We start from the raw sequence: 13,806 nt of genomic DNA on the forward strand, positions 1-13,806 counted from the left end.
GCCAAGGGGCGCCCCTTACTGGTTGTTCGCGGCGATCACCACAAGGCTCATCATCGCCAGCAGCACATGCGTCGCGATGACATAGATGAACACCCGCACATACAGCCCGCGCGGTGGCTTGTTCTCGACGTACTTCCGGTCAGGCGCCGCCTCGGCGAGCGGCTCCGACGACGGGGGAGTGGCAGGAACGGTCTGATCGGGCACCACGGTGGGTCCTTCCCTCAAAAACGGTGCCTGGGGCTCACAGCCCGCGGCGCCTGGTGTCATCGCCGAGGCACAGCTCGGCTGCCCCGCTCTGGAGGAGCGTGTGGACGAACAGCAGCTCCGCCCCGCCCGGAGAGGCGGCGGCGATCCGGTGCGGCGTCAGCGAGTCGAAGTGCGCCGCGTCCCCCGGCTCCAGCACATGCACGGCCGCGCCAAGCGTGAGCCGCAGCCGCCCGTTGAGGACGTACAGCCACTCCTCGCCCGGATGGACCCGCACCAGATCGCCCTGCGCCCGCTGCGGCACCAGCACCCGCAGCGCCTGCATCGCCCGCCCGGCGCCGCCGGCGGTCCAGTACGTCCAGCCCCCGGCCTCCGACGGCTCCGCCCACCCGGCCCGCACGATGGGATCCCGCTCCGGAGCGGTCTCGCCGAGCAGGTCGGATACCGTGGTGCCATAGGTACGGGCCAGCGCCAGCAGCATCGGCAGCGAAGGCTGGCGCTGATTGGTCTCCAGCCGCGACAGATGCGCAGGCGAAAGCCCCACCAGCCGGGCCGCGGTCTCCAGCGTGAGACCACTGCGTCGCCGCAGGTCACGCAGGCGCGGCGCAACGGTGGACAGCTCATCCGGCGAAGCGCCGGCGGGCTCGTCGGGGAGCTCGGTCATATCCCCGGTATAGCGACCTTTCGCCTCACGGGCAAAAGATTTGCCTCAGAGGCAAAGTGCCGCGGGGCCTCCCGTCGCGGCCGGCCCGCGGCCTTCACCGGTCGACGTCCACGATCGTGGTGCGGCTGATCCGCACCGACGGGAACGGTCCACCCCGGCCCGCCACTCCCCCCCCGCACCGGCTCCATCCCGAGCGGTCCGCAGCAAGGCGACCCGCGTGAGCGTGGTCCCTGATATGCGGAAATTTGCGGGAGTTGGTGGGGCGGGCTTGTGAACTCGCGGGAAACTTCCGCCTGTTGGGATTGACAGGATCACGTCTACGCGCGTCATTCTGGAAGGCATGAGAATCCCCCCACGGATCACCAGGTTCGGCGCCGTAGGCGCCCTCGCTTCGGCCCTTCTCATTGGCGGGACCGCGGTCACCGCCACCCCCGCCGTCGCCACGACGCACGCGGCCACCTCGTACGCCACGACGGCGCACGTCGCGTCCGTGCACGTCCAGGACGTCGGCAAGGCCTGCTACTCCAAGCTGCCTTCGCAGGCCCACGAAACCCTCGATCTGATCGAGAAGGGTGGGCCCTACCCGTACCCGAAGGACGGCACGGTCTTCGACAACCGGGAGGGCATCCTGCCGTCCCAGAGCACCGGCTACTACCACGAGTTCACCGTCGTCACTCCGGGCTCGCCCGACCGCGGTGCGCGGCGCATCGTGGCCGGCGAGAAGAAGAACGAGGACTACTACACCGCCGACCACTACAAGACGTTCGATCTCGTCGACCGCGGCTGCTGAGGCCGACGGACCGGCGGGCCGAGCGGCCGGCCGGCGCGCGACAACAGGACAACAGAACACCAGGGGTGACGGGCCGGCTGTGCCCGTGACCCGGAACCCGCGGCGGCCGGGGTGCACACGCACCCCGGCCGCCGTCGTGCTGCGCGCCCGTGCTGTGCGGCCCTGCTGCACGCCTGCGCCGTGCGCCCCCTCCGACCTCCCTCTTCTCCCCATTCTCGGCAGAAGGGGCGCACGGGGCGCACCCCCGAGAGAGGATTGTCAGTGGCTCCCGGTAGCGTTTCGGTGAAAACGAGGAGCGGGCGGGCATCGGCGGCATAAGGCCATGTGTGGTCAGCTGCTGCGGCACGCCCCGGAAAATGCCGTATCCGCTGTAGGCCAAGGCGCGGCGGCATGGAGCGTCGGAGACAAGGAAGGACGGCGAACTGCCGTGTATCGCTGGGAAATCACCCGGGCCGCACTGGCGCAGCGTGTTTTCGCCATCGTCCGTAGCCGGACCTATGACGAGGCCAGCGCCACCGCCGATACTCTGCTGTCCGCGGGCATCACCAGCCTGGAGATATCCCTCACCACCCCCTTCGCCCTGGAAGCGGTCACCACGCTCACCCGGGAGCTGGGGGACGACGCGGTCATCGGCGCCGGCACGGTCCTTGACGCGGTCTCGGCCCGGATGGCGGTCGACGCGGGTGCCCGTTTCCTGGTCTCGCCCAGCCTGGACGCCGAGGTCATCCGTACCGCCCACCGCTATGGCATCCCGGTTTTCTCCGGGGTGTCGACGCCGTCCGAGATGGTCCGCGGGCTGGAGCTCGGAGCGGACGCGCTCAAGCTGTTCCCCGCCTCGGGGCACGACCCGGCCTGGCTGACGGAGGTCCGTGCCGCGCTGCCGCAGGTGCCGCTGCTGCCGACGGGTGGGGTGACGGTCGACAGCGCGCCGGAGTGGATCGCCGCGGGCGCCGTCGCCGTCGGCATGGGCGCGGCGCTCTCCGACGGCGATCGTGAGACCGTTGCCAAGCGCGCCGCCGATCTCCTGACCCGCCTGGAGGAGGCGGCCCCGGACCGCCCGACGATCCGGGGCACCGCGGACTTCTGAGCGGACCGGCGGCGCGCGTGCGGCAGGAGGGCTGACGGCGTGTCGGCGCGCCGCCTTCCCGGCCCCTGGGCGGACCGACAGCGCGCGTGCCGTACGAGGACTGACGGCGCGTCGATGGATCGCCGCCCCGGCCCTCCCGGCCATCCCACGGGCCGGTCGGGGGGTTCTCCCTGCCCCCGGGCTCTGCCACTCTGAGCGCTTCGATCAGGCGACCGAGTCGCCGCGTACCGGAGTCACAGGAGTCCCCATGAAGCGCGCCGCCACGCTCTCCGCCCTCGCCTGTCTGCTCGCCGTCACCGCCGCCGCCCCGGCGGCCTCGGACGCCCCCGCCGCCGTACGAGGAGCCGCCACCGCCGCCGGAAAGCCCTCGGCCCTCGATGCCGTCCCCCGGCGCGGGGTGTTGCGCGTCTGCACCACGGGCGACTACCGCCCCTTCACGCACCGCGACCCCGCGACCGGCACATACAGCGGCGTGGACATCAAGATGGCCGGGGATCTGGCCAAGAGCCTCGACGCCACCCCGCGTTACGTGGCCACGACCTGGGCCCGGCTCGTCGGCGATCTGTCGGCCGGCCGCTGTGACATCGCCATGGGCGGTGTCTCCGTCACCCTCCCGCGTGCCCGCTCCGTGTACTTCAGCGAACCCACCCGCACCGACGGCAAGACGCCTCTCGTGCGCTGCGCGGACCAGGACAAGTACCGGACGCTGGCGCAGATCGACCGGCCCGGCACGCGCGTCATCGTCAACCCGGGCGGCACCAACGAGGAGTTCGCCCGCGCCCATATCCACCGGGCCACCCTCACGGTCCATCCGGACAACACCACGATCTTCGACGAGATCATCGCGGGCCGCGCCGATGTGATGATGACGGACGCCGGTGAGACCCGCTACCAAGCCAAGATCCACCCCGAACTCTGCGCGCTCCACCCGGACAAGCCCTTCACCTTCTCCGAGAAGGCCTACGCCCTGCCCCGCGGCGACGACGAGTTCAAGGCGTATGTGGACCAGTGGGTTCACCTCGCCACGCACGACGGGACGTACCGGAAGTACGAGAACGCCTGGATGAAGTAGCGGGCCGGGCGTCGGTGGCGCCGGCTCAGTCGCTGCCGGTGCCGCCCGCCGGCGGCCGGTGGCCGAGGACATTGACGACCCGGCCGTTCGGGTCCTGGACGAAGAAGCGGCGGACGCCCCACTCCTCGTCCTGGAGCGAGCGGACGATCGGGGCGCCGGCGGCCAGGACGGCGGCGTAGGCCGCGTCCACGTCGTCGACCTCGATGCTCATGTCCGGGGTGACCGGGGCGGTCTTGTCGTGGGTCATGAAGATGAGCTGGGCGGTGGGGTTGGCGGGGGAGGCGAGGGTCATGACCCAGCCCAGGTTCATGACCTCCTCGAACCCCAGCAGGCCGTAGAACGTACGGCTCCCGTCCAGGTCGTCGGAGTGGATGTCGGGGACGACGCGGCGAATGGGCACGGTGCTCCTCCGGGACGTGCGGCTGGTCGGGGCGCGGGCGGGGCCGCCCGGCCCGGTGTGCGGTCACGGCTGTGCTCGGCCCAGTATTCCGGCGTAGGGGACGGTCTGTACGGGATGGCGTACGGCGCGACCGGCCGCGCCGCGCCCCGGTTTCCCGGCCGGGCGGGCCGACGGGAGCCCGCGTGGTCCGTCTTGTCCGGACAATGTGACCTCCGGACTTCCCGTCATCTGCCGGGGCGGATACGCTCGCGAGGTGGGGAAACGCGATACGGAACAAGCCCTGGGCGCCGACGGCCCTGTCCAGTTCAGCGTGGACCGGAGCAGTCCGGTCCCGTTGTATTTCCAGCTGTCCCAGCAGCTGGAGGCGGCGATCGAGCACGGGAAGCTGGCGCCCGGCAGCTTGCTCGGCAATGAGATCGAGCTGGCCGGCCGGCTCGGCCTGTCCCGGCCGACGGTGCGGCAGGCGATCCAGTCGCTGGTCGACAAGGGCCTGCTGGTGCGCCGCCGCGGTATCGGCACCCAGGTCGTCCACAGTCAGGTCAAGCGCCCCCTGGAGCTGAGCAGCCTCTACGACGACCTGGAGGCGGCCGGGCAGAAGCCGGCCACCCGGGTGCTGCTCAACACCACCACCGAGGCCGATGCCGAGGTCGCCGCCGCGCTGGGGATCGCCGAGGGGGCGGAGGTCGCGCTGGTCGAGCGGCTGCGGCTGGCCCATGGCGAGCCCGTGGCGCATCTGCGCAACCACCTCCCCGCCGGACTGATCGAGCTGAGGACCGCCGAGCTGGAGGAGACCGGTCTGTACCGCCTGATGCGGTCGGCCGGGATCACCCTGCACAGCGCCCGGCAGGCCGTCGGGGCCCGTGCCGCGACCGTGGAGGAGGGCGTACGGCTCGAGGAGCCCGAGGGCGCCCCGCTGCTCACGATGCAGCGGACCACCTTCGACGACACCGGGCGCGCGGTCGAATTCGGCTCGCACGTCTACCGCGCCTCCCGTTACGCCTTCGAGTTCCAGCTGCTGGTACGGCCCTGAGCGGAGCGGGCACTGCCCCCCGACGACTGCCGGACCGGTCATTCCGTCCGCCTGAGCACGTCCGGGCGCGCCGTATTGCCTGAAATGTCCCGTTCTGTAGCCCCCTCGCGACCTGCATTCGTCAGAATGTTCTGACAAACCATTGACGTGGCTCCGCGCGCGCCGTTACAAACTCCTCCAGCCGCATTCCCGCGGCCGGGAGAAAAGGCGGTCCCACGATGAACGGCGTGCGTACGACTGGCCCCCTCACTGTCCGCAGCGTCGCTGTGCGCAGCGCAGCCGCTTTACTGGCGACCGCCGCGCTCGCCACCGGGTGCGGCTCCGCCGGCAAGGACGCCGGCACCCCGCGCATGACCATCGGCATGGTCAGCCACTCCGGCGACGGCGACACCTTCTGGGACATCGTGCAGAACGGCGCCCAGCAGGCCGCCGCCAAGGACAAGGTGAAGTTCCTCTACGCGCACGACAAGGAAGGCGCCCAGCAGGCCGCGCTGATCCAGTCGTACATCGATCAGAAGGTGGACGGGCTGATCGTCACCCTCGCCAAGCCGCACGCCGTCAAGGCGGCCGTCCGCAAGGCCGTGGCGCGCGGTATCCCCGTCATCACCGTCAATTCCGGTGGCGAGTTCTCCGCGGCGTACGGGGCGCTCACCCACATCGGGCAGGACGAGTCGGTGGCCGGCCGCGCGGTCGGCGACGAGCTGAACGAGCGGAAGGCGAAGAAGGTGCTCTGTGTCATCCACGAGCAGGGCAATGTGTCGCTGGAGGACCGCTGCGCCGGCGTCCGCAAGGGCTTTCGCGGATCGGTCGAGAACCTCGACGTGGACGGCACCAACGCGCCGAACTCGCAGTCGTCGATCGAGGCCAAGCTCCAGTCCGACACGTCCATCGACGCGATCGTCACGCTCGGTGCGCCGATGGCGGCGATCTCGCTCAAGGCCAAGGAGGAGGCCGGCAGCCGGGCGCAGATCGCGACCTTCGACCTGAACTCCGCCGTCGTCAAGCTGCTCAAGGCCAAGGACCTCACCTTCGCCGTCGACCAGCAGCCCTACCTCCAGGGCTACGAGGCGGTGGATCTGCTCTGGCTCCACAGGATCAACGCCGATGTGCTCGGCGGCGGCAAGCCGGTGCTCACCGGGCCCGCCCTGGTCACCGAGAAGGACGTACCCAAGCTCACCGAGTACACCGGGCGAGGCACCCGGTGACGCCCCAGGGAAGACGGGACCCCATGAACCGGGACAGATCACCGGTCACGGATACTTGGCCGGTCGGTCCCGGCCGGCCGGTACCGGTGGACCACACCACACAGCGGCCGGCCGGACCGGCCGGACAGCGAATACAACCAACGCAGCCGACACGGCAAGATCAGCGGGAAGGGCGAGTCCTCGTGGCACGGGTTCGGAGAAGGGGACGCGTCATCGGCGCCGTGCTGGCGGCGGCGCTGGGCGCCTCCCTGGCGGGATGCAGCAGCACCGGAGGTCTGCGCGCCGAGCAGGAGCGGGCCGCCAAGGCGGCCGGCGGCAAGGCCGCGGTGAACACCCCCAGGTGGACATTTGCGATGGTCACCCACTCGGGAGACGGCGACACCTTCTGGGACATCGTGCAGAACGGCGCCCAGCAGGCCGCCGTCAAGGACAACATCAAGTTCGTCTACGGGCACGACAAGGAGGCCCAGCGGCAGAGCCAGCTGGTGCAGTCCTACATCGACCAGAAGGTCGACGGGCTGATCGTCTCGCTGGCCAAGCCCAATGCCATGAAGGATGTCGTCGCCAAGGCCGAGAAGGCCGGCATCCCGGTGATCACGGTGAACTCCGGCGCCGAGGAGTCCAAGGCGTTCGGGGCGCTCAGCCACATCGGGCAGGACGAGACGGTGGCCGGCGAGGCGGTCGGCGAGGAGCTGAACAAGCGCGGCCGCAAGAAGGCCCTGTGTGTCCTGCACGAGCAGGGCAATGTCGGCCATGAGCAGCGCTGCGACGGCGCCAAGAAGACCTTCAAGGGCGATCTTCAGAAGCTGTATGTCGAGGGCACCAACATGCCCGATGTGCAGTCCTCGATCGAGTCCAAGCTCCAGTCGGACAGCGCCCTCGACGCCGTCGTCACGCTCGGCGCCCCCTTCGCCGCCACGGCCGTCAAGGCCAAGGAGCAGGCCGGCAGCAAGGCCGAGATCGACACCTTCGACCTCAACGCCCAGGTCGCGACCGGCCTGAAGGACGGCTCCCTCGGCTTCGCCGTCGACCAGCAGCCCTACCTCCAGGGCTACCAGGCCGTCGACCTGCTGTGGCTCTACAAGTACAACTCCGACGTCCTCGGCGGGGGCAAGCCGGTGCTCACCGGGCCCCAGGTGATCACCAAGAAGGACGCCGCCGCACTGGAGGACTACACGAAGCGGGGGACCCGATGAGCCACGCGGACGCACCACCTCTGCAACCGGCCGGTCCGGCCAAGAGCGGCGGCGACGAACGGCTGCTGCACCGCTCCCTCGCCCGACGGCTGATGGGCCGCCCCGAACTGGGCTCCGTCGTCGGTGCCGCCGCGGTCTTCCTCTTCTTCTCGATCGTCGCCGAGCCGTTCCTGCGGGCCGCCAGCCTCTCCACCGTGCTCTACGCGTCCTCGACGATCGGCATCATGGCGGTGCCGGTGGCGCTGCTGATGATCGGCGGGGAATTCGATCTGTCGGCCGGTGTCATGGTCGTCAGCTCGGCGCTGATCTCGTCGATGGTCAGCTACCAGATGACCGCCAACACCTGGGTGGGCGTGGGGGTGTCGCTGCTGGTCACCCTCGCCATCGGGGCGTTCAACGGCCTGCTGCTGACCCGTACGAAACTGCCCAGCTTCATCATCACGCTCGGCACGTTCTTCATGCTGACCGGCCTCAACCTCGGCTTCACCAAGCTGATCAGCGGCACGGTCTCGACGAAGACCATCGCCGACATGGAGGGCTTCGACTCGGCCCGTACGCTCTTCGCCTCGCATCTGACCCTGGGCAGCGTGGACATCCAGGTCACCATCCTGTGGTGGCTGGCGCTGGTCGCGGTCGCCACCTGGATCCTGCTGCGCACCCGCGTCGGCAACTGGATCTTCGCGGTGGGAGGTAACGCCGACGCCGCACGGGCCGTGGGTGTCCCGGTCACCAAGACCAAGATCGGCCTCTACATGGGCGTCGCCTTCGCCGCCTGGGTCTCCGGCCAGCATCTGCTGTTCTCGTACGACGCGATCCAGTCCGGCGACGGCGTGGGCAACGAATTCCTCTACATCATCGCCGCGGCGGTCGGCGGCTGTCTGATGACCGGCGGCTTCGGCTCGGCGATCGGTGCCGCCGTCGGCGCCTTCATCTTCGGCATGGCCAGCAAGGGCATCGTCTACGCGCAGTGGAATCCGGACTGGTACAAGTTCTTCCTCGGCGCGATGCTGCTGCTCGCCACGCTCCTGAACGCATGGGTCCGCAAGCGGGCGGAGGAAAAGGCATGACAGCGCTGGTCGAGCTGACCGACGTCAGCAAGTACTACGGGAACGTCCGGGCCCTGGAAGGCGTCTCGCTGGAGGTGCACGCGGGGGAGATCTCCTGTGTGCTCGGCGACAACGGCGCCGGCAAGTCCACCCTCATCAAGATCATCGCAGGGCTGCACCGGCACGACGCCGGCTCCTTCACCATCGACGGGGAGGAGACCACCCTCGCCTCCCCGCGCGAGGCCCTGGACCGCGGTATCGCCACTGTCTACCAGGACCTCGCGGTGGTCCCCCTCATGCCGGTGTGGCGGAACTTCTTCCTCGGCTCGGAGCCGACCACCGGCGTCGGCCCCTTCAAGCGGCTCGACGTCACGACGATGCGCGAGACCACCCGCAGTGAGCTGCTGCGGATGGGCATCGACCTGCGCGATGTCGACCAGCCCATCGGCACCCTCTCGGGCGGCGAACGGCAGTGCGTCGCCATCGCCCGCGCCGTCTACTTCGGCGCCAAGGTCCTCGTCCTGGACGAGCCGACCGCGGCGCTCGGCGTCAAGCAGTCCGGCGTCGTCCTCAAGTACGTCGCGGCCGCCCGGGACGCCGGACTCGGCGTGGTGTTGATCACCCACAATCCGCATCACGCCTATCTCGTCGGCGACCGCTTCGTGCTGCTCAAGCGGGGCACGATGGCCGGCAGCCACGCCAAATCGGAGATCGCCCTGGAGGAGCTGACCCGCCAAATGGCAGGCGGCAGCGAGCTGGAACAGCTCAGTCATGAGCTGGCCCGCACCGCGACACCGGAATTCCCCGGCGGTCACCGGCCCGAGTGATCTTCACCGCGCCCCGCGCAGGCCCCGGGCCGCGCGGGGCGCGTCACTCTCCGTCGCGGTGCGCGGAACGGTGCGGGTGATGCACAATCGCAGCGAACCAGCACATCGAGGCCCCGGCCTCCCGAGACCCGCAGGGACGAGACGACTCTTGCGAGCACGCAGCAGCCGCATGGGGGCACCACCCACGCCCTTCGGGCAGTGGGGGAGTACCGGCGAAGAGGTGGGTCGATGAGCATGTACCGGGACCGGGTGCACCGAGGATCCGCCAGAGCCACCGTGCTGCGCACGGTCGGCACCCGCGAGCGGCGCTCGCTGCTGACCGCCCCCAGGGTGCCCACCGTCGGCATCGACATCGGCGGCACCAAGGTCATGGCGGGGGTGGTCGACGCCGACGGCGCCATCCTGGAGAAGGTCCGCACGGAGACGCCGGACAAGTCCAAGAGCCCGAAGGTCGTCGAGGACACCATCACCGAGCTGGTGCTCGACCTCTCCGACCGGCACGACGTCCACGCGGTCGGCATCGGCGCGGCCGGCTGGGTCGACGCGGACCGCTCCAAGGTCCTCTTCGCCCCGCATCTGAACTGGCGCAACGAACCGCTGCGCGACCGTCTCGCCGGCCGACTGGCCGTCCCCGTCATGGTCGACAACGACGCCAACACCGCCGCCTGGGCGGAGTGGCGCTTCGGCGCCGGCCGCGGCCAGGACCACCTCGTCATGATCACGCTCGGTACGGGCATCGGCGGCGCGATCCTGGAGGACGGCGCGGTCAAGCGCGGCAAGTACGGCGTGGCCGGTGAATTCGGCCATATGCAGGTCGTCCCCGGTGGCCACCGCTGCCCGTGCGGCAACCGCGGCTGCTGGGAGCAGTACAGCTCCGGCAACGCCCTGGTACGCGAGGCCCGCGAGCTGGCCGCCGCCGACTCCCCGGTCGCGTACAACATCATCGAGCGGGTCGGCGGCCGCGTCGGCGACATCACCGGGCCGCTGATCACCGAGCTGGCCCGGGAGGGCGACGCGATGTGCGTCGAGCTCCTCCAGGAGATCGGCCAGTGGCTCGGCGTCGGCATCGCCAACCTCGCCGCCGCCCTCGACCCGTCCTGCTTCGTCATCGGCGGCGGCGTCAGCGCCGCCGATGACCTGCTGATCGGCCCGGCCAGGGACGCCTTCCGGCGCCAGCTCACCGGCCGCGGCTACCGCCCCGAAGCCACCATCGCCAAGGCCCAGTTGGGCCCCGAGGCCGGCATGGTCGGGGCTGCCGATCTGGCCCGCCTGGTGGCCCGCCGCTTCCGGCGCGCCAACCGGCGCCGCGTCGAGCGCCATGAACGCTATGAACGGGCCGGCCGCCGATGACCGACACCGACCTGCACTCCGTGCACGACGACCACCAGCCGCCCGCGCCGCCGCGCGCCAAGCGCCGCCGTCCGCTGCTGATGGCGCTGATCGTCTTCCTGCTGATCGCGATCCCGGCCGGATATATCGTCATCTCCGCTGAGCAGAGCCGCGACAGCGGCGAGGGCAAGGAGCTGGAGGCCGCCGCCACCGGCCTGACCAACGCCTTCCCCTCCAAGGTCCAGCAGCGGATCTACAACGTCCCGGTCCCGGTCGGCTCCACCCCCGTCTACTACTACGAGACCAACTCCTGGCAGACCAGCGCCCTGTTCGTGCAGTTCCGCACCAACGAGTGGGGCCTGGACCACTACCTCGCGGCCGTCGGCACCAGCACCGAAGCCCTCAAGAAGGACCGGACGACCATCCCGCCCGGCCAGGCGGCCAAGGTCGGCTGGAACCTGGGCGGCGACGGCCCCTGGGCCGGCACGTCCACCACGGACCGGGCACCACACCCCTCCCAGCGGATCATGGTCAGCTATGACGAGCCGGGGCATCCGGTGGTTTACACGGTCTCCACCGTGAAGTTCTGAGGCGGAGGATCCCGTCGCCCGCGTGGTGGTAGCTCGCGGGGGTGAAGCCCTTCAGGAACCGGATGCCGGCGGCGAGCGAGAAGGGCCCGGCGGGGGTGAGGGAGACGGCGGCCCCGGTCAGCCTCCGTGTGCGGTGAGGGTGTAGCCCTCGGGGCCCTCGAAGGAGAACATCGGCCCGAAGGGGCTGTTCGCCATGGGGGTGAGGATCTTGATCCCGGCGGCGGCGAGCTGGTCGTGGAGCTGGTGAGCGTCGGCGGTCCGGAACCAGATCACCACGCCGAGGCCGGGCCGTGCGGTATCGGCGAGGTCGATGCCCGGGAGCAGCGCGCGGACGGCGAACGGGGTCGGCTTGGTGTCGAACACGACCGCGTGGGGCGGCGAGACCGCGGCCCGGCGCAGGCCGAGGTGCTGCTCGCAGAAGGTCGCCGCTGCGTCCACGTCGCGGACTTGCAGGGCGACGAAGTCGGGGCCGTCGATGGTGACAGGCATGGGTCTTCCTCACTCGTCGAATGTCAGAACTTTGACATCCCTGACGCTAAGACCACGCGTCCACGTATGTCAAAATGCTGACATGAAGGAGTCCGCGCCACCCGAGTCGCCCCATCCCGCGAAGGACGTCACCCAGCACGTGGGATACCTGCTCAAACGCGCCCAGGCCGCCCTGCGCGGCGCCATGGACAAGGTCCTGCGCGAGCACGGACTGACCGTGCCGCAGTACGCCACTCTCGAACTCCTGGCCCTGCACCCCGGCATGTCCAACGCCGACCTCGCCCGCGCGACCTTCGTCACCCGGCAGTCGGGGAACGTCGTCCTGCGGGGCCTTCAGGAAGCGGGACTGATCACCCGCCCCGCCACCGCCGACCACGGCCGCGCCCGGCCCGCCCACCTCACCGGGGAAGGCCAGGCACGCCTGGCCGTGGTCCAGGCCGCCGTCTACGCCGTCGAACAGCGCATGGTGGAGGCGATCCCGCCCCAGCGCATGGCAGCGCTCCTCACCGACCTCGACCGCATCGCGGCAGCCCTGGAGGAATGACGCGGCAACGGGGCGGGCGGCGCTCGGGATGTCAGTGTGCGCGGCTGTCGGCTCCCGCGAGCCTTCGCGACGGCGTCAGATTGAGCTGACCGATGGCTTCTTTCACGTCCTGCGGCCAGAGCCACAGCCGGTAGATCGGCGGGACGCGGAAGTAGTCCTCCGGTCCGTGCAGTTCACGATTGCGCATATCCACGCAGTACCTCGTCCGCCAGGAGAATGCCTCGCCAGGCTCCCACTCGTGCCCCTCGGCCTTCTTCTTCGTGACGTCGTGAAGCTTTTCGAGGGCCCGGTACTCGTAGGCGAGCAGGGTTTTGGAGTCCTTCCAGATGGCCTTCTTGTCCTTGACTGCCTTGTCGGCGGCCCGGAGGAGGAGGGGAAGGTCGAGTTCGCCGGGGATGGAGGGATAGATGATGAAGGGCGCCGCCCATCCTTCGGCAATGAGATCGAGATTGAAGGTCGGCCTCTTCTCCCGTGGCAGGTCGGCCAGTTCCTTCTTCGAGTAGTTCGGCGCGATGTAGGCGAGCAGGCGGTTGTTGTCGTCGAAGTGGTCGTCGGCGGTGCGGATGAAGATGCTGCGCTCCTTGCCGGGCTTCCTGCCCTCGGCCAGCCTCTTCTTGATGTTCTCCGTGTTGAACGCGGCTGCCGCCGTGCCCTGGGCGAATTGCAGGCTGCCCGCGTGCCCCGTCTCAATCTTCGGCAACAGGAACTCGGCGAGATCATCGGAGATAGGCGCGATACCCTCCCGCATCCAGGCGGCCAGTTGCTTGAATTCCTTGTCGACCCGCTCGGCCTGCTCAGCCGTATCCGCCGTCGTTTCCGGAGTGTCGACGGACAGCATGCGGACCGGCATCTTGACGTACGGCGTATCCCCGTCGTGTACGTCGACCAGCGCGCGCGAGCCCAGCGACGGCATGGCCATCCCGGCAGGTGTCCACATGATCTGTACAGGGTCGGTCACGGCTACTGTCCTTCCGGTGTACGCCTCCGGCGTCTTCACCCTCCGGCCTCCACCCAGCGTCACGCCATGCCTCCGGACCTGCAACTCCGCACGGCCGGACACGGGCCCGCAGTGCAAAAGCGGCGCAGGCTGCGTATGTGCATCGGCTGTTAGTGAGGCGTTACCGGTGCACTAGCGATCTCCGTGAGAGTCATGTGCATCCAAGGGCGCTGGTTGCGGGCTGCTGAGGCCTTCAGCCTTCTGCCCCGCCCATCGCACGGGGGAGCACCGACATGCAAAAGCTGACGCCGCACAACGACGCTCGCGCCGGGACGGCTGCGAAGACAGAAATGGGGCGGACCAGGCCGCCCGCAGCACTCCACTGAGAATCCTCCT

Annotated in this window: 16 protein-coding genes; 11 read left to right on the top strand and 5 right to left on the bottom strand. The window is 69.7% G+C overall.

Annotated elements, in window-relative coordinates; genetic code table 11:
- Nucleotides 1-15: 15 nt before the first annotated feature.
- Both CP981_RS30840 and CP981_RS30845 read right to left on the bottom strand, forming a co-directional pair.
- Nucleotides 16-204: a DUF6126 family protein gene (locus CP981_RS30840; RefSeq protein WP_085927847.1), complete on the bottom strand. Its 189-nt coding sequence runs from the start codon at nt 202-204 to the stop codon at nt 16-18.
- A gap of 37 nt (nt 205-241) precedes the next feature.
- Nucleotides 242-868 carry a helix-turn-helix domain-containing protein gene (locus CP981_RS30845; RefSeq protein ID WP_085927846.1) on the bottom strand — a complete coding sequence of 209 codons (627 nt, stop codon included), beginning with the start codon at nt 866-868 and terminating at the stop codon, nt 242-244.
- A gap of 340 nt (nt 869-1,208) precedes the next feature.
- Between CP981_RS30845 and CP981_RS30850 the strand changes: the two genes are divergently transcribed.
- The 3 genes from CP981_RS30850 to CP981_RS30860 all read left to right on the top strand — a co-directional run bounded on the left by CP981_RS30850 (nt 1,209) and on the right by CP981_RS30860 (nt 3,817).
- Nucleotides 1,209-1,658: a guanyl-specific ribonuclease gene (locus CP981_RS30850; protein WP_085927845.1), complete on the top strand. Its 450-nt coding sequence runs from the start codon at nt 1,209-1,211 to the stop codon at nt 1,656-1,658.
- A 427-nt stretch (nt 1,659-2,085) separates the two neighbouring features.
- Complete coding sequence (locus CP981_RS30855) at nt 2,086-2,745, top strand: bifunctional 4-hydroxy-2-oxoglutarate aldolase/2-dehydro-3-deoxy-phosphogluconate aldolase (RefSeq protein ID WP_085927844.1); 660 nt, start codon at nt 2,086-2,088, stop codon at nt 2,743-2,745.
- Nucleotides 2,746-2,992: 247 nt separating this feature from the next.
- Nucleotides 2,993-3,817 (top strand): transporter substrate-binding domain-containing protein, encoded by an 825-nt coding sequence (locus tag CP981_RS30860; RefSeq protein ID WP_085927843.1) that lies wholly within the window; start codon nt 2,993-2,995, stop codon nt 3,815-3,817.
- 25 nt (nt 3,818-3,842) lie between these two features.
- Here the strand turns inward: CP981_RS30860 and CP981_RS30865 are convergent, their stop codons facing one another.
- Nucleotides 3,843-4,217, bottom strand: coding sequence for a VOC family protein (locus tag CP981_RS30865; protein ID WP_085927842.1), 375 nt, complete (start codon nt 4,215-4,217; stop codon nt 3,843-3,845).
- A gap of 253 nt (nt 4,218-4,470) precedes the next feature.
- Between CP981_RS30865 and CP981_RS30870 the strand changes: the two genes are divergently transcribed.
- The 7 genes from CP981_RS30870 (at nt 4,471) to CP981_RS30900 (ending at nt 11,440) form a co-directional block, all read left to right on the top strand.
- Complete coding sequence (locus CP981_RS30870; RefSeq protein WP_085927841.1) at nt 4,471-5,247, top strand: GntR family transcriptional regulator; 777 nt, start codon at nt 4,471-4,473, stop codon at nt 5,245-5,247.
- Nucleotides 5,248-5,465: 218 nt separating this feature from the next.
- A complete protein-coding gene (locus CP981_RS30875) occupies nt 5,466-6,452 on the top strand; it encodes a sugar ABC transporter substrate-binding protein (protein WP_085927840.1) in 987 nt (328 codons plus the stop codon).
- Between the two features lie 182 nt (nt 6,453-6,634).
- A complete protein-coding gene (locus CP981_RS30880; protein WP_229894367.1) occupies nt 6,635-7,648 on the top strand; it encodes a sugar ABC transporter substrate-binding protein in 1,014 nt (337 codons plus the stop codon).
- Nucleotides 7,645-8,715: an ABC transporter permease gene (locus CP981_RS30885; protein ID WP_085927838.1), complete on the top strand. Its 1,071-nt coding sequence runs from the start codon at nt 7,645-7,647 to the stop codon at nt 8,713-8,715. The genes CP981_RS30880 and CP981_RS30885 overlap by 4 nt, the downstream gene beginning before the upstream one ends.
- Entirely contained in the window at nt 8,712-9,521 is an 810-nt protein-coding gene (locus CP981_RS30890) for an ATP-binding cassette domain-containing protein (RefSeq protein ID WP_085927837.1), read from the top strand. Before CP981_RS30885 ends, CP981_RS30890 begins: the two co-directional genes overlap by 4 nt.
- A 228-nt stretch (nt 9,522-9,749) precedes the next feature.
- Nucleotides 9,750-10,871, top strand: a complete 1,122-nt coding sequence (locus tag CP981_RS30895) for an ROK family glucokinase (protein WP_085927836.1) — start codon at nt 9,750-9,752, stop codon at nt 10,869-10,871.
- Nucleotides 10,868-11,440, top strand: coding sequence for a hypothetical protein (locus CP981_RS30900; RefSeq protein WP_085927835.1), 573 nt, complete (start codon nt 10,868-10,870; stop codon nt 11,438-11,440). Before CP981_RS30895 ends, CP981_RS30900 begins: the two co-directional genes overlap by 4 nt.
- 117 nt (nt 11,441-11,557) lie before the next feature.
- Here CP981_RS30900 and CP981_RS30910 read toward each other — a convergent pair whose 3' ends face one another.
- On the bottom strand, nt 11,558-11,929 hold the full coding sequence (locus CP981_RS30910) for a VOC family protein (RefSeq protein WP_085927834.1): 372 nt from the start codon (nt 11,927-11,929) through the stop codon (nt 11,558-11,560).
- Between the two features lie 82 nt (nt 11,930-12,011).
- On the opposite strand from CP981_RS30910, the gene CP981_RS30915 reads away from it, so the two are divergent.
- Nucleotides 12,012-12,473, top strand: a complete 462-nt coding sequence (locus CP981_RS30915; protein WP_085927833.1) for a MarR family winged helix-turn-helix transcriptional regulator — start codon at nt 12,012-12,014, stop codon at nt 12,471-12,473.
- A gap of 31 nt (nt 12,474-12,504) precedes the next feature.
- Here the strand turns inward: CP981_RS30915 and CP981_RS30920 are convergent, their stop codons facing one another.
- Nucleotides 12,505-13,431 carry a thermonuclease family protein gene (locus CP981_RS30920; RefSeq protein WP_085927832.1) on the bottom strand — a complete coding sequence of 309 codons (927 nt, stop codon included), beginning with the start codon at nt 13,429-13,431 and terminating at the stop codon, nt 12,505-12,507.
- Nucleotides 13,432-13,806 lie beyond the last annotated feature (375 nt).

Source organism: Streptomyces platensis, from assembly GCF_008704855.1.
Taxonomy (GTDB): Bacteria; Actinomycetota; Actinomycetes; order Streptomycetales; family Streptomycetaceae; genus Streptomyces; species Streptomyces platensis.

Coding starts and splice junctions, on each gene's coding strand:
- CP981_RS30900 (WP_085927835.1), top strand. CDS start 10,868: ATGACCGACACCGACCTGCACTCCGTGCACGACGACCACCAGCCGCCC.
- CP981_RS30885 (WP_085927838.1), top strand. CDS start 7,645: ATGAGCCACGCGGACGCACCACCTCTGCAACCGGCCGGTCCGGCCAAG.
- CP981_RS30895 (WP_085927836.1), top strand. CDS start 9,750: ATGAGCATGTACCGGGACCGGGTGCACCGAGGATCCGCCAGAGCCACC.
- CP981_RS30845 (WP_085927846.1), bottom strand. CDS start 868: ATGACCGAGCTCCCCGACGAGCCCGCCGGCGCTTCGCCGGATGAGCTG.
- CP981_RS30850 (WP_085927845.1), top strand. CDS start 1,209: ATGAGAATCCCCCCACGGATCACCAGGTTCGGCGCCGTAGGCGCCCTC.
- CP981_RS30875 (WP_085927840.1), top strand. CDS start 5,466: ATGAACGGCGTGCGTACGACTGGCCCCCTCACTGTCCGCAGCGTCGCT.
- CP981_RS30890 (WP_085927837.1), top strand. CDS start 8,712: ATGACAGCGCTGGTCGAGCTGACCGACGTCAGCAAGTACTACGGGAAC.
- CP981_RS30910 (WP_085927834.1), bottom strand. CDS start 11,929: ATGCCTGTCACCATCGACGGCCCCGACTTCGTCGCCCTGCAAGTCCGC.
- CP981_RS30860 (WP_085927843.1), top strand. CDS start 2,993: ATGAAGCGCGCCGCCACGCTCTCCGCCCTCGCCTGTCTGCTCGCCGTC.
- CP981_RS30915 (WP_085927833.1), top strand. CDS start 12,012: ATGAAGGAGTCCGCGCCACCCGAGTCGCCCCATCCCGCGAAGGACGTC.